Raw genomic sequence first — 15301 nt, forward strand, 5'->3', positions numbered from 1 at the left:
GATTACAGCGCCTTCATGGTGCCTTTCGGCAGAACGGCAGCTACGAAGTCACGTTTGATAACCACTTCAGTGGTGTCGTTCAGGGCGATAGCAATGTAGCCGCTTTCAGCCACTTTGGTTACGCGGCCGACCAGACCACCGTTGGTCAGCACTTCATCGCCTTTCGCGATGGAGTCCATCAGCTTTTTGTGCTCTTTGGTACGCTTCTGCTGTGGGCGCAGGATCATGAAGTAGAAGATCAGACCGAACACAACCAGCATCAGAATCAGAGACATCGGGCTGCCCTGCGCCGGAGCACCTGTTGCCGCTACCGCATCAGAAATAAAAAAGCTCATTCAAATTCCCTCATTATTAATATTAATCAACGTTCAACGGTGGAACATCCCGCCCCTGACGTTGGTAAAAATCGGTCACGAAGCTCTCTAATTTACCCTCTTCGATAGCCTTGCGTAAACCAGACATTAAGCGCTGATAGTAGCGAAGATTATGAATCGTATTGAGACGCGCGCCCAAAATCTCATTACAACGATCGAGATGATGCAGATACGCGCGAGAATAATTGCGACAGGTATAGCAATCGCACTCGGAATCGAGCGGGCTGGTGTCACTCTTATGCTTCGCGTTACGGATTTTCACCACGCCATCGGTAACGAACAGATGACCGTTACGCGCGTTGCGGGTTGGCATCACGCAGTCGAACATATCAATGCCGCGACGTACGCCTTCCACCAGATCTTCGGGTTTACCCACACCCATCAGGTATCGTGGTTTATCCGCCGGGATTTGCGGGCAGACGTGCTCCAGAATGCGGTGCATGTCTTCCTTCGGCTCACCCACAGCCAAACCGCCGACAGCGTAGCCATCAAAACCTATCTCTACCAGACCTTTAACAGAGATATCGCGTAAATCTTCGTAAACGCTGCCCTGAATGATGCCGAACAGCGCATTTTTGTTCTGCAGGGAGTCAAAACGGTCGCGGCTGCGCTTCGCCCAGCGCAGAGACATCTCCATAGAGCGTTTCGCGTAGTCCCAGTCTGCCGGGTACGGCGTACATTCGTCGAAGATCATCACGATGTCGGAGCCGAGATCGTACTGAATCTCCATCGACTTTTCGGGATCGAGGAAAATCGGATCGCCGTTGATCGGGTTACGGAAATGTACGCCCTGCTCGGTGATCTTGCGGATATCGCCCAGGCTGAAGACCTGGAAGCCGCCGGAGTCGGTCAGGATCGGGCCTTTCCACTGCATAAAATCGTGCAGATCGCCGTGGAGCTTCATGATCTCCTGACCTGGACGCAGCCACAGGTGGAAGGTATTGCCGAGGATAATCTGTGCGCCCGTGGCTTCAACTTCTTCCGGCGTCATCCCTTTTACGGTGCCGTACGTGCCCACAGGCATAAACGCGGGGGTTTCCACCACGCCGCGATCAAACACCAGGCGACCGCGACGCGCGCGGCCATCGGTGGTATCGAGTTCAAATTTCATTTTTTCTCCGACGTCAGAAAAACAGTCCAACGTTGTCATACGGTGCCGCGGACTTATTCCCCGACACGCTCATTCAAAGCCAGCGGATTGTACGTGATAAACATCGCGTCCCCGTAGCTAAAAAAGCGATATTTTTGTTCTACCGCAGACTTGTACGCATTCATCGTATGCTGATAACCCGCAAACGCAGAGACCAGCATAATCAGCGTCGATTCAGGCAGATGGAAGTTGGTCACCAGCGCGTCAATCACTTTGTACTGATAGCCCGGGTAAATGAAGATCTGCGTATCGCCAAAGAACGGCTCGATAAGACCGTTTTTAGCTGCCTGCGCGGCGCTTTCCAGTGAACGCACGGACGTCGTACCGACGGCCACGACGCGGCTACCGCGCGCTTTCGCCGCCAGCACCGCGTCCACCACATCCTGCGGCACTTCGGCATACTCGGAGTGCATGATGTGGTCTTCAATGCTGTCCACGCGCACCGGCTGGAAGGTGCCCGCGCCGACGTGCAGCGTCACAAACGCCATCTCAACGCCCTTCGCGCGCAGCTTTTCCAGCAGCGGTTCATCAAAGTGCAGACCTGCGGTTGGCGCCGCGACCGCGCCAGGCTTCTGGCTGTAGACGGTCTGGTACAGCTCGCGATCGGCCTCTTCGTCCGGGCGCTCAATGTACGGCGGCAGCGGCATATGGCCGATGGCGTTCAGGATATCGAGCACCGTACGTTCGTCGTCGAACGCCACCTCGAACAGCGCGTCGTGGCGCGCGGTCATGGTCGCCTTGATGCTTTCGTCATCACCCAGCAGCAGCTCCGCGCCCGGCTTCGGCGCTTTGGAAGCGCGAATATGTGCCAGAATACGTTTATCATCGAGCATACGTTCGACCAGCACTTCAATCTTGCCGCCGCTGGCCTTACGGCCAAACAGGCGCGCCGGGATCACGCGGGTATTGTTAAAGACCAGCAGATCGCCAGGGTTGAGCTTGTCGAGCAAATCGGTGAAAGTACCGTGCGTCAGCTCGCCCGTTGGCCCATCCAGTGACAGTAAGCGACAGCTGCTGCGCTCAGGCATGGGATAGTGAGCAATCAGGGATTCAGGTAGTTCAAAGGAGAAATCGGCGACGCGCATGACGTATACTCGTGACTTAAAAACAGGCGGCATAGTCTAGTGCTCACACCCTTTTGCTGCAACAACTAGCCGCCACTGGACAAATAAAACGCATGAATTTTCTCGCTCACCTGCATCTCGCACACCTCGCTGACAGCTCCCTTTCCGGCAATTTGCTGGCCGATTTCGTGCGCGGCAACCCCGCTGAAGCGTATTCTCCCGAGGTTGTCGACGGGATTTTTATGCACCGCCGCATTGATGTCATCACTGATAATCTGCCCGAGGTGACGGAAGCGAAAGCGTGGTTTCGCCCTGAAACGCGCCGCGTTGCGCCGATCACGCTCGACGTGATGTGGGACCACTTCCTGTCTCGCCACTGGGAACAGCTCTCGCCGGAGATGCCGTTGCCGGCGTTTGTGCGCTACGCCCACCAGCAGGTGTCGATCATTTTGCCCGATTCGCCGCCGCGCTTTGTGAATCTGAATAACTACCTGTGGTCGGAACGCTGGCTGGAGCGCTATCGCGAGATGGACTTTATCCAGAATGTCTTGAATGGCATGGCGAGCCGTCGCCCGCGGCTGGATGCGCTGCGGGACTCCTGGTACGACCTGGATGAGCATTACGATGCGCTGGAGAGCCAATTCTGGCAGTTTTATCCGCGCATGATGGCGCAGGCGAAAAACAAGCAGCTCTGACAGCACGATCATTGATAGGTAAAAGCTGGCGGAACGATTGTCACCACCTCTTTGTCTTATCCACGAACACTCTCTATACTGGCTCGCGTTGCGTTCCAAATAACCTTAGTATCTACAGGAGAATCATATGGTTCTGGTAACTCGTCCGGCTCCGGATTTTACAGCTGCAGCAGTTCTGGGCAACGGTGAAATCGTTGAAAACTTCAACTTCAAACAGCACACCAACGGTAAAGCGACCGTTCTGTTCTTCTGGCCAATGGACTTCACTTTCGTTTGCCCGTCTGAGCTGATCGCGTTCGACAAACGTTATGAAGAATTCCAGAAGCGTGGCGTGGAAGTGGTTGGCGTCTCCTTCGACTCTGAATTTGTACACAACGCATGGCGTAACACCCCTGTCGACAAAGGCGGCATCGGTGCGGTGAAATACGCAATGGTTGCGGACATCAAACGCGAAATCCAGCAGGCTTACGGTATTGAACATCCGGACGCTGGCGTTGCGCTGCGCGGCTCCTTCCTGATCGACGCAAACGGCATCGTTCGTCACCAGGTTGTGAACGATCTGCCGCTGGGTCGTAACATCGACGAAATGCTGCGCATGGTTGACGCGCTGCAGTTCCACGAAGAGCACGGCGAAGTGTGCCCGGCTCAGTGGGAAAAAGGTAAAGAAGGTATGGCTGCGTCCCCAGACGGCGTTGCTAAATACCTGTCTGAGAACGTATCCAGCCTGTAATCGGCACGGTTTACGAAGAAGGCCCGCTTATGCGGGCCTTTTTTTATGCCTTACGCTGCGTCTCTCGCCAGATGCGCCAGGCCATTCCCGCCAGCAGAATTACGCCCGCAATTAGCACGCCCCACACCAGCAGCGCGTTCATCCGGCTCTCCCGCTCGGACGCAGAAGTAGCGGTCAGACGCCCCTCGCCGCCTAACGCGACATCATCCAGAATGTCGGCCTGCGGCAGGTGCTCCATATCATAGGTTTTGCGCAGATCGGCTGGGATCAGCATGTCAGGCTCCACGCTGGCAGGCTTTGCAGCGCCATTACCCCAGGCAAGCACGTATGGCGCTTTTCCCTGCGCGTTGAACACCAGATCATAGCGGTCACGATGCCCGGTGACGCCCGGCAGGTATTCCGGCAGGCGCGCATTCAGCGTCGTGATTTTCACCGCCTGTACCAGGCCTCCGCTAAGCGAAACCGGTGGAGACGTTTTGCCCTCCAGACGGTAAAGCACCTCTTTTTTCAGGGAGTGCCATATGTCTTTTTCCGTACTCCGCCACGCTATCTCCACGGGAAGGACGCCGTCGCCATTCAGTAAAATGCTGATAGCACTCAGCGGCTGCGGCTGCGCCCAGTGCCACAGCGCTTCGCTTGTCGATAGCTGCTCCCCTACCCCCTCAAGATCGATCGCGTCCGGCGTCGCCCGCGCAGGGGCGCTAATCGCGTTAACGCCGGTTAAGGTCACCCCCTGGCTCTGAGCATTCAGCACAACCAGGAGATAGCGATTCGTATCGGGAGACAAAACGATATCGGTATCGATCCGATCGAGCTTAAGACGATCCTGCCCGCTCATCACGTCCAGCAGCGGCATATCCTCGCGCAGGGTATACCAGCGCTTAAGATCCTCGCTGTAATAGACCGACGCCGTTCCCTGCCACGGCGCCTGAGGGGCATTCCAGAGCAGCTGCAGCTGGGACAGGGCAATCTCACCCGTAGCCTGCTCCGGCAGGGTCAGCAGATAATGCTGCCCGGCTGCGGCGGCTTTTTGCCCCTCCAGCACAATCTCTACGCCGTTTCCGGAACGGAGCAGGATCTTATCGCTGCCCTCATCCCCACGCGCAGGCGCAAGCGGTGAGGCGTCCAGAGGAAAGAGGCGCAGCGCTGTGGATTGCGCTGCCACCTGCGGACGCGTAGCGGTGACCAGGCTGAAAGGAACCGGCTCGCCCGACTGGTTAAAGACGCGAACGTCATGCAGATCCGGCGACGTGCTCTGCGTATAGACGGCGAGCGGCAGCGTCACCCGATACCACTGGGAAGGAGCAGACGTATCCAGCGAGCGGCCAAAGGCATAGTCCCGGGGCGATTCCGTTTGTACCTCGTCGCAGAACGCCGGGCCTGCAAGCGCCAGCAGAGCGGTACAAGCTACCGCTTTCATCCATTTCATTTTTCATCTCCTGTTTTGGGCGGTAGTGGCGAGAAATACCCCACGATCAGCACCAGTATTGCCACGCCGATAAACGCCACCGCACGCGACAGACCGCCTCCACCCGCGCTGTCCACCAGCATCAGTTTAACCATCACCACGCCCAGCAGCGCGGCACCGCCAAGCCACTCCTGACGGGAAGCCCTACGGGTGGCGTGGACCATGATCACCAGCGCGCTCAGCATCCAGAACAGGGCAAACGTGGTCTGGATCAGCCGCGAATCCCACAGCGACGCCATATTCCAGGCCACGTCGCCGTACCAGGCCAGGGCGCGCATCAACGCACCGTTAAGCCACCAGAAGCCAAACGCCATAATCGCGACGGCAGGCCACGGACGGGCCTGCGAGAGCTGCGTCGGGTAGTAGCGATCCACCGCCCGGTAAAAGACCACCAGCCCCAGCAGCGCGAACGCCGCGCCTTCTTCAAGCGGGTTCACCAGCGGCAGCCAGGTCTGACGATAAACCACGCCGTCCTGGAAATTGGTCACCACCAGCAATACCAGCAGCGCCGCGAGCACGGGGATCGGTGCTATGCACGCGTAGAGCGCGGGCCACTCCCGGAACGGCCACCCGCGACGGCGCACCGCCGCAGAGAGCGCCATAATCACCCCGCCGCCTGCGGCCATCGCCAGCCCGCTGCCCCAGGCCGCCATGCCCCACGGCAGCGACCGGGCAAACCAGTAAAGCTCCGCCGCCAGCGCCAGTAATATCATCCAGAACAGCGCCAGATGCAGCCCCATAGAGATGCGCGGCGCTAAACGGGCGCCGTCGCGCCGCAGCAGCATCAGCGCGGCGGGAAGCGCAATACCCCAGGCCAGATTTGACCAGCCGGCGGCAAACATCTGCTGGTGCGAGAGCTGATAGCCCACCATCACCAGCATCAGCGGCCACAGCAGCCATTTGCTGGCATCCAGCTCCCGCCACGCCAGACGAGCGGCAGCCTGACGCCAGCCCCAGACCGACGCCGCCGTCAGCGCCAGCACGCCTGCCAGAACAGGCAGTTCCTGCTTCAACACCAGCCGCGACACGCCAAATAGCGCCACGAGCCAGAACAGCAGCCCGCCTGCCAGCAGCGCCCAGCTAACCGGCAGAAAGAGGTTCCGCCACAGCCAGGCCGCAGCCAGCCAGCAAAGGCTAAGGATGGCGAAGATAAGCAGCAGGCTCAGCGGCGTAACGCCGTTCATCTGCGCCCACAGCGCGCTGCCGAGCGCCAGCACCAGCAGCGCCGTCCCGCTATAGCTCATGCGTCGCTGGTGCTGCTGCACGCCCAGCCAGAGGATGCCCAGCCCCTCCAGCGCCCAGGCCATCGCCGTCCACTGCGCGGAGAGCGCGAGCGGAATCGCAAGCGTGGCAAACCCGCCGCCGATCGCCAGCGCCGCCATCACCAGCGGTCGCCCGATGGACGGATAGCGGCGCAGGGCAAGGAAAGCGAGGGCCAGATAAAATGCGCCGTATCCCAAAGCGCTCAGGGCCGGACCATATTCCCAGTGCCGGGTCATACCGTACTGCATCCCAAAGCCTATCAGCGGCGGGGCAAACAGCAGCACGCCGTCAACGATCTGCTTCCCTTTCTCCTGCGCCCGCAGCGACAGCGCTACGCTCAGCACGCCAAATATCAGCGTATTGGCAATCAGGAACAGCTGGCAGATCCAATAGTCTTCAGGCTGGTACTCACTCAGCCCCCACAGGCCGCCCACGCCAAAGGTAAAGAGCAGCCCGAGCAGGTTGAGCTCTCGCCAGTGCTGCCAGATGCTGATGGCGAGAATGCCGATAGAAAGCAGGAGATAGAAGGAAAACAGCGCCACAAAGTTGCCGCCCCCGGTAGATAGCAGCAGCGGCGCAAGATACCCGCCGAGGCTCGCCAGCATGGCAAGGCTCAGTGCTTTCTGCAGCACGGCCAGCCCAACGCTCGCGGCGCAAATCACCACCAGTAGCGCAAAGGCCAGCGTCGTCGGCAGCATCTGCCAGAGCCGGAAGGCGCCAAAGACCGTCAGGTAGAGAATGCCCGTCGCGCCGCCCTGTAAGATAAGCGCGTAGATCGGCTGCTTGTGCCGCAGCCGCCACCCAACCGCCAGCAGCACGATGGCAAACAGCGCCGTCGCCACCAGGCGCAGCTCAAGCGGGAACAGGGAGTGTTCAACAGTATAGCGCAGCAGGAAAGAGAGGCCGAGGAAGAGCAGCAGAATGCCAAGCTTCGCCAGGGGATTACCCTGCATAAACCAGCGCGTCAGCGACGTCACAATGCCGCCAAAGGCAGATGGCTGTTTAGCCGCAGGCGCAGGGGCCGGAGCGGGTTTTGCCTCGGCTGTAGGAATGTCGGGACGCCAGGGATCGACAGGCGCGGGCGCGTCCTCAGCCACCGGCGCGGTCACGACAGCCGGAGTGACCGCATGCACCTGTTCTGTCTCCGGCGCTACCTGAGCTGCGCCGCGCTGCTCAAGCACCTCAATGCGCTGGCGTAGCCGGGCGATCTCCTGCTGCGCCGCCGTGCTTCGATTAAACCCGATAACTGCAAGCACGGGCGCAACCAGCAGCGCAAAAACCAGGAATAAACAGCCAAGGATGTAAAGCTCGTCCATGTTTCCACCTTCACCGTAAACGATCCGTTAAGATTGACACAAATCGTTGCATTTGCGCCATCTTAAAAGGGGAAACTTTAGCGCATTAGCTGCCGAGCCAGACCGTCGCGGATACCGCAGGCAGCGCGAGCACGCCATCCTGTATCGTCGCCTTGCCCTCTTTGTTCGTCCAAGTCGCCACCTTAAGCAGCGGCGAATCATCCAGCACCACTTCGCAGGCCTCGCCCCGGTTAATCGCCACCAGCACGCGCTGCTGATTATAGACGCGGACAAAGACCACCACGTTATCGTGGGCGTACGCCACCTGACAGCCGCCGTAGCGCAGGGCGAGACTCTGTTTGCGCAGCTTCGCCAACCGCTGATACAGGCTGAACAGCACCTTATCCTGTTTCTCTGCCTCCCACGGGAAGGTTTTGCGGCAGAACGGATCGTTGTTGCCGTCCAGCCCCACTTCGTCTCCGTAGTAAATGCACGGTACGCCCGGCCAGGTGAAGAGCCAGGTGACCGCCAGCGGCAGACGCGCCACATCCTTGCCGAGCAGGGATTTAAAGCGCGCGGTGTCGTGGCTATCGAGCTGGTTAAACATCCGCAGCTGCTGCTGATGCGACAGGCCAGCGCGATAGTTATCCATCCACGCGGCGCAGGTTTCGGCGTCGATATGGTTCGGATCGTAGGAGATATCGGTGTTAGCCAGGAATCCCCACAGCGGGAAGGTAAAGCCGCGATAGTTCATCGCCGCATCTTCGGCATCGTTTTGCAGCCACTGGCGCGCGTCGCCAAAGTGTTCGCCAAAGACAAACGCCTCCGGCTGAGCCGCTTTCGCCGAACGCGCGATCCCGGCCACGTGCTGAAGGTTATTTCGCGCCCCGCCCGCTTCACCGAGCATATGCACCACGTCCAGACGCCAGCCGTCCATATTCCACGGTGCCTTCAGCCAGTAACGCACGATGCTGTCTTCCCCGCCGTAAATCTCGTTCACCAGAGACGGGGACTGGAAGTCCAGCTTCGGCAGGCTCGCGTAGCCCAGCCAGTCCAGCGCGCGCCCCTCCTCGTTAAAGCTGTACCAGTCGCGCTGCGGGGAGTCCGGATTATGGCACGCCCCGCCCATCGACTGGTTATGACGGTCAAACCACGCGTGCGAATCTCCGCTGTGGTTGAACACGCCGTCCAGGATCAGGCGCATCCCCTCCTTTTGCGTATTCTCACGCAGGCGCAGCAGCGCCTCGTCGCCGCCAAACTGCGCGTCAACGTGGCGATAATCTTCGGTATCGTATTTGTGTACGCTCGGGGCTTTAAACACCGGGTTAAGGTACAGCGCCGTCACGCCGAGTTTTTTCAGGTACGGCAGCTTTTCGCTGATGCCGTCGAGATCGCCGCCGTAGAACGTCGAGCCGCCCGCCTGCGCCGTCACCGGTTCATCCCATTTTTTCAGGATGATGTCGTGACCCGCGGCATGATGGTAATAGACCTTGTCCTGGCCGGCGGTGCGTTTTTCGCTGCGCGCAAAGCGGTCCGGGAAAATCTGATAAAAGACCTGATCGTTAACCCACTGCGGGCCGTTATCCGGGTAATCGACAGCGAACTGCTCCAGCCGGGCCGGTGGGAAACGGCTAAACCCCTGCGGGGTAAACCACAGCTGGCGGTTGTTCCATAAAAGCTTAAAGCTATAGCGACGGCGCGGCTGCCCGGTGCGCAAATCGATATTCGCCCGCCACGCCGTAATCCCCGGCTGCGGCTGGCTGCGCAGCTTGTGCATTTTCAGCCCGGTCTCTTCGTTATCAATTTCGGCGCGGAGCGTCACGCGTTCCGGCTGATTTTCACCCGCCAGCCAGAGCGTAATCACAAGGTTGTCTTTGTTTTGCTTAACAAATGGGGCAACCGGAAGGTGCCAGGCGTTTAACATCACGAATCCCCTCTGATGAAATTGACGTCACCTTGCCACAGGGTGGTTAAGGATAGCTCACCATGACGAGATTTATTGGGGGAGGAGGACGGGGGAGGAGGCAAAAATCCCCTCTCCCGCGAGGGAGGGGGGATAAAAATATTACTGTGCTTCTGCCAATTGACGGTCACGGCGGCACTTAAACACCCAGCCGATCAGCAGCAGAACGATCCACGCACAGCCCACGTACAGGGAAATGCGGGTATCCGGATGGTAGCCAATCAGGCCAATGATAAACACCAGGAAGATCAGCCCGACCACGGTCGTCGCCACCCCGCCCGGCACCTTAAACTTCAGCGCTTTCGCCTCATCCGGCGACAGACGGCGGCGGAAGGCAATCTGCGACAGCAGGATCATGATCCACACCCACACGGTCGCGAAGGTCGCCAGGGACGCAATCACCAGGAAGACGTTCTCCGGCATGATGTAGTTCAGGTAAACCGAGAACAGCAGCGCTACGGTCATCACCACCACCGTCACCCACGGCGTGCCGCGGCGTGAAGTTTTGGCGAACAACTTCGGCGCGCTGCCCTGCTCCGCCATGCCGTGCAGCATGCGGCCCACGCCAAAGACGTCACTGTTGATGGCCGAAAGCGACGCGGTCAGCACCACAAAGTTCAGAATGCTGGCAGCAAAGGCAATGCCCATATGCTGGAAGGTCAGGACAAACGGGCTACCGTTAGTGCCCACCTGGTTCCACGGGTAGATGGACATAATCACGAACAGCGTACCCACGTAGAACACCAGAATACGCATCGGCACCGAGTTGATGGCGCGCGGAATGGATTTCTCCGGATCTTTCGCTTCCCCGGCGGTGATGCCGATAATCTCGATGCCCCCGTAGGCGAACATTACCATCTGTAGCGACATCACCATCCCGAGCCAGCCATTGCTGAAGAAGCCGCCGTTGCTCCAGAGGTTATGGATGCCGGTCGGCTGGCCGCCGTTGCCAATCCCCCAGATGATGATCCCGAAACCCGCCACAATCATGATGATGATGGTCGCGACCTTGAAGAAGGAGAACCAGAACTCCAGCTCGCCGAACACCTTCACGCTCATCAGATTGACGGCGCAAATGAGCAACACCACGCTCAGCACCCAGATCCAGTGCGGCACCGCCGGGAACCAGACGCCCATGTAGATGCCGAATGCGGTTACGTCGGCAATCGCCACAATCAAAATTTCGAAGCAGTAGGTCCAGCCGGTGATAAACCCGGCCAGCGGGCCGAGGTTTTCCTGCGCGTAGCGGGAGAAGGAGCTGGCAGACGGGTTGTGAACCGACATTTCGCCGAGAGCCCGCATGATGATATACGCCGCCACACCGCCGATGATGTAGGCCAGCAGCACGCTTGGACCGGCCATTTTGATGGCATCTGCCGAGCCATAAAAAAGACCGGTGCCGATAGCAGAGCCCAGCGCCATAAAGCGGATGTGGCGCGTGCTCAATCCACGTTTAAGTTTGTTAGTGCTTTCCATTTAAATCTTGCCATTCAACACGAAAAAACAAAAAACCACGGGGCCTTAAGCCCCGTGGTTAAACATTTTGTTGCCGTTGATTAATGAGCGTTCGATGTGACCTGACGCCCTGCAGCACGGTCCCAGATAACCGCCAGAACCAGTGCAACAACGGTAGGCATCAGCCAGGCCAGGCCCTGCTCGGACAGCGGCAGACGCTGTGTCCAGGCTGGCAGAATTTCAGCGAACGCTGATGCTTTAATCCCGTCAAGGATACCAAAAATCAGGCTGATAAACATGGCTGGCGCAATAATTCGTGAGGAGTTATGCCACCACGGACGGGTGAAGCTCAGCACCACCAGCACGATGCACGGCGGATAGATCGCCGTCAACACCGGAATAGAGACCTGAATCAGGTGGCTCAGACCGAGGTTAGACACCGCCATGGAGAAGATACCGAGAATAAACACCAGGGTACGGTAAGAGAGCGGCAGATACTGCGCAAAGAACTCTGCGCAGGCGCAGGTCAGGCCAACCGCGGTTACCAGACACGCCAGGAAGATCAGCGCCGCCAGCAGCATGCTGCCCGCCCCACCGAAGGTATGCTGAACGTAAGCGTGCAGGATAGCCGCACCGTTCGCGTTCTGATCAACCAGCATCGCGCTGTCAGAGCCCAGGCGGAACAGCGCCAGATACAGCAGCGTCAGGCCCACACCGGCCATCAGGCCAGCCCAGATGGTATAACGGGTCAGCAAACGCGCTTCGGTCACGCCGCGGGAACGCGCGGCGTTAACGATAACGATACCAAACACCATCGCGCCCAGCGTATCCATCGTCAGGTAGCCGTTCACAAAGCCGTTAGAGAACGCGGCGTTTTTATAGGCATCCATCGCGTCGCTAATCGGGCCGGCTGGCCAGATGATGGCCGCCACGGCCAGCACGATCAGCGCTACAATTTTCAGCGGCGCCAGGAAGTTACCTACCGTGTCCAGCAGCTTGCCCGGATAGAGGGAAACCAGAATCACGATGGCGAAATAAATCAGGCTGTAGATGAACAGCGGCATCGCGCCGTCACCGGTCAGCGGGGCGATGCCCACTTCGAAGGAAACGGTCGCGGTACGCGGGGTGGCAAACAGCGGACCAACGGCCAGATAGCAGACGGTAGCCAGCAGAACGCCAGCCACTTTGCCAATCGGGGTGCTAAGGCTATCCACGCCGCCACCGACTTTCGCCAGTGCGATAACGGTCAGTACCGGCAGACCCACGGCAGTAATCAGGAAACCGAACGCGGCGGTCCAGACGTGTTCACCCGCCTGTAAGCCAACCATTGGAGGGAAAATGATGTTGCCTGCGCCAACGAACAGCGCAAATGTCATAAAGCCCAGCGCGATAATGTCACGCGATTTTAAGTGATGGGTCATAAAACCTTACTGCCTGTGGATGTGGTGTTGAAAACGTTGAGATTTTTCGATTTCCCTGACGGGACGATACAGCCGAAAATTTGCTCAATTTCAGCGGGAAATGCTCCCGTCCTGGCGTGGAGAAGAATAGTTTTTCGATTTACCACGCAAATACAGTCGGTCTGACAGTATCTGGGGGGCAATTTAAACGCTTATAACGTTTAAAGGCAAGGAGGGATCGCAAAACCAGAACAATATGCCAGTATGAAAACGCACACCAGAACAATGCGCTAATTATAGGAAAAACCCATGGCTAATCATGCGAACAAAAAACAGCCAACCGTATAAAATTCACACGCGTTTCGCTTGACTGCAAAGCAAACGGGCCAGCGATGGCTGACCCGTGGAAAGGTAAAATGACACGCCTGCCGTCAGGCGCTCTTTTTGGCAATTAATCGTTCCGGAATAACGAAACTAAAGCGGGTTCCCTTACCCAGGGTACTCTGGATATCAAGACGGCTTTCATGGTGATTCACCGCGTGTTTCACAATCGCCAGCCCCAGGCCGCTCCCCCCCGTCTGCCGCGATCGCGCTTTATCCACCCGGTAGAAGCGCTCGGTCAGGCGCGGAATATGCTCCGGGGCGATCCCCGGCCCGTTATCCTCAACGCTAAACTCGGCGCCTGCCGGCGTATGCTGCCAGCGCACCACGATATCCGTTCCTTCCGGCGTATGGTTTACCGCGTTGTACACCAGGTTGGAGATAGCGCTACGCAGTTCATCCTCGCTGCCCAGCACCTTCAGCGTGTTGTCGACGTCAAAGGTCAGCTGATGTTTTTTATGGCTTAACGTCTGCGCTTCACGCTCGACGACGCGCAGCATCATTGGCACATCAATGGTGTCATTCAGCGCAAGAGAAGGCGCCGCTTCAATCTTTGACAGCGTCAGCAGCTGCTTCACCAGCCCTTCCATACGGTGCGTTTGCTCGCGCATCGTATGCAGCGCTTTTTCACGCGGCGCGCCTTCCAGGGTTTGCTCCTGCATCATCTCCAGGTAGCCCTGCAGCACGGTCAACGGGGTGCGTAGTTCGTGGCTGACGTTGGCGAAGAAGTTACGACGCGCCCCTTCCAGCTGGTGCATCTGGGTCACGTCGCGCGCCACCATCAGCCACTGGCGATCGCTGTAGGGCATCACGCGGATTTCCAGATGGCGACCGTTATTCAGCTTCAGATTGTGGGGACGGGTGAAATCACGCTTTTTCAGGTACAGCGTAAACTCGGGATAACGCAGAAGGTTGAGGATGTTCTGACCATTATCATCCGGCCAGCGTAGGCCCAGCAGCTGCTGCGCCAGGCCGTTACACCAGAAGATCGTCCCTTCTTCGGTCGTCAGAATAACGGCATCGGGCAGCGACTCTGCACCGCTGCGAAAGCGTTTGATCAGGCTTCCCAGCTCGCGGCGACGCTTTTTATTACGCATCTGCATCTGGTGCAGGCCGTACAGCAGCGGCTCCCAGCTGCCGCTTCCCGGCGGCGGGGTCATACTGCGGTCCACCCACAGCCACCAGGAGAGACGCAGCAGGTTCCAGAAATGCCAGGCTAACAGCCCGGTGACCGCCGCCAGCAGAAACCACGGCAGATGCCCAAGTAAGGCCCCCAGAAGAAGGGCCGGAATACAGCATAAGATTAGTTCAAAGACGAGCCTTTTCCATGACAGACGTTCCAGCACGCGTCACACTCCTGTCATTATTCAGAAACGGGTCGAGAAACGATAACCCGTGCCGCGGACCGTCTGTACCATGCGATCGTGGCCGCTCAGTTCCAGCGCTTTTCGCAGGCGGCGAATATGTACGTCAACCGTCCGGTCTTCGACATACACGTTAGTTCCCCAGACGTTATTCAGCAACTGCTCGCGGCTGTAAACGCGTTCCGGATGGGTCATAAAGAAGTGCAGGAGTTTAAATTCGGTAGGCCCCATGTCGAGGGGATTTTCGCCGGTCATCACGCGGTGTGACGTTGGGTCAAGGCTGAGGCCCTGCATCTCGATCACCTCTTCGACCGCCATCGGGGAAATACGGCGCATGACGGCCTTAATGCGGGCAACCAGCTCTTTCGGGGAGAAAGGCTTGGTAATGTAATCGTCCGCGCCGGTCTCCAGACCGCGCACGCGATCCTCTTCCTCTCCGCGCGCCGTGAGCATCACCACCGGGATGTCGCGGGTCAGCGCTTCACGCTTCAGATGTTTGATAAACTGCAGTCCGGAGCCGCCGGGCAACATCCAGTCAAGCAGAATCAGATCGGGCCAGGGTTCATTCAGCTGGTTCACCGCGCTGTCATAATCTTCCGCTTCAACCGGCTGGAAGCCATTTTGTTCGAGCACGAAGCACACCATTTCACGAATTGGAGCTTCATCTTCTACGACCAGAATACGTCTCGCCATACTTTG

At 58.4% G+C, this 15301-nt stretch carries 12 protein-coding genes; 2 read left to right on the forward strand and 10 right to left on the reverse strand.

The window, feature by feature from the left end; genetic code table 11:
- Positions 1 to 2: 2 nt before the first annotated feature.
- Genes yajC through queA form a run of 3 tightly spaced genes read right to left on the reverse strand, consistent with a single transcriptional unit; the run spans position 3 to position 2609 of the window.
- Complete coding sequence (gene yajC / locus IM271_RS09135) at positions 3 to 335, reverse strand: preprotein translocase subunit YajC (RefSeq protein ID WP_000007630.1); 333 nt, start codon at positions 333 to 335, stop codon at positions 3 to 5.
- 22 nt (positions 336 to 357) lie between these two features.
- Positions 358 to 1485, reverse strand: coding sequence for a tRNA guanosine(34) transglycosylase Tgt (tgt, locus tag IM271_RS09140; protein WP_045259930.1), 1128 nt, complete (start codon positions 1483 to 1485; stop codon positions 358 to 360).
- Positions 1486 to 1538: 53 nt separating this feature from the next.
- Positions 1539 to 2609 (reverse strand): tRNA preQ1(34) S-adenosylmethionine ribosyltransferase-isomerase QueA, encoded by a 1071-nt coding sequence (queA, locus tag IM271_RS09145; RefSeq protein WP_028012140.1) that lies wholly within the window; start codon positions 2607 to 2609, stop codon positions 1539 to 1541.
- 92 nt (positions 2610 to 2701) lie between these two features.
- Here queA and acpH point away from each other — a divergent pair, with 92 nt between their 5' ends.
- Together acpH and IM271_RS09155 are read left to right on the forward strand one after the other, a co-directional pair.
- On the forward strand, positions 2702 to 3283 hold the full coding sequence (gene acpH / locus IM271_RS09150; RefSeq protein WP_041911095.1) for an ACP phosphodiesterase: 582 nt from the start codon (positions 2702 to 2704) through the stop codon (positions 3281 to 3283).
- Between the two features lie 127 nt (positions 3284 to 3410).
- Positions 3411 to 4013, forward strand: coding sequence for a peroxiredoxin (locus tag IM271_RS09155; protein WP_008503347.1), 603 nt, complete (start codon positions 3411 to 3413; stop codon positions 4011 to 4013).
- A 43-nt stretch (positions 4014 to 4056) separates the two neighbouring features.
- Here the strand turns inward: IM271_RS09155 and IM271_RS09160 are convergent, their stop codons facing one another.
- The 7 genes from IM271_RS09160 to phoB form a co-directional block, all read right to left on the reverse strand.
- Entirely contained in the window at positions 4057 to 5442 is a 1386-nt protein-coding gene (locus tag IM271_RS09160) for a DUF3999 domain-containing protein (RefSeq protein WP_193052478.1), read from the reverse strand.
- Positions 5439 to 8060, reverse strand: a complete 2622-nt coding sequence (locus IM271_RS09165; protein ID WP_193052479.1) for a DUF2339 domain-containing protein — start codon at positions 8058 to 8060, stop codon at positions 5439 to 5441. Before IM271_RS09165 ends, IM271_RS09160 begins: the two co-directional genes overlap by 4 nt.
- Before the next feature lie 85 nt (positions 8061 to 8145).
- A complete protein-coding gene (gene malZ, locus IM271_RS09170) occupies positions 8146 to 9963 on the reverse strand; it encodes a maltodextrin glucosidase (protein WP_193052480.1) in 1818 nt (605 codons plus the stop codon).
- Between the two features lie 141 nt (positions 9964 to 10104).
- Positions 10105 to 11478, reverse strand: a complete 1374-nt coding sequence (proY, locus tag IM271_RS09175; RefSeq protein ID WP_049001868.1) for a proline-specific permease ProY — start codon at positions 11476 to 11478, stop codon at positions 10105 to 10107.
- An 80-nt stretch (positions 11479 to 11558) separates the two neighbouring features.
- Positions 11559 to 12878, reverse strand: a complete 1320-nt coding sequence (gene brnQ, locus IM271_RS09180) for a branched-chain amino acid transporter carrier protein BrnQ (RefSeq protein ID WP_028012134.1) — start codon at positions 12876 to 12878, stop codon at positions 11559 to 11561.
- A 410-nt stretch (positions 12879 to 13288) separates the two neighbouring features.
- Positions 13289 to 14584, reverse strand: coding sequence for a phosphate regulon sensor histidine kinase PhoR (phoR, locus tag IM271_RS09185; RefSeq protein ID WP_047363942.1), 1296 nt, complete (start codon positions 14582 to 14584; stop codon positions 13289 to 13291).
- Positions 14585 to 14605: 21 nt separating this feature from the next.
- Complete coding sequence (phoB, locus tag IM271_RS09190) at positions 14606 to 15295, reverse strand: phosphate response regulator transcription factor PhoB (protein WP_008503265.1); 690 nt, start codon at positions 15293 to 15295, stop codon at positions 14606 to 14608.
- Positions 15296 to 15301: the final 6 nt, after the last annotated feature.

The organism is Enterobacter cloacae complex sp. I3 (assembly GCF_014896175.1).
Classification (GTDB): Bacteria; Pseudomonadota; Gammaproteobacteria; order Enterobacterales; family Enterobacteriaceae; genus Enterobacter; species Enterobacter bugandensis.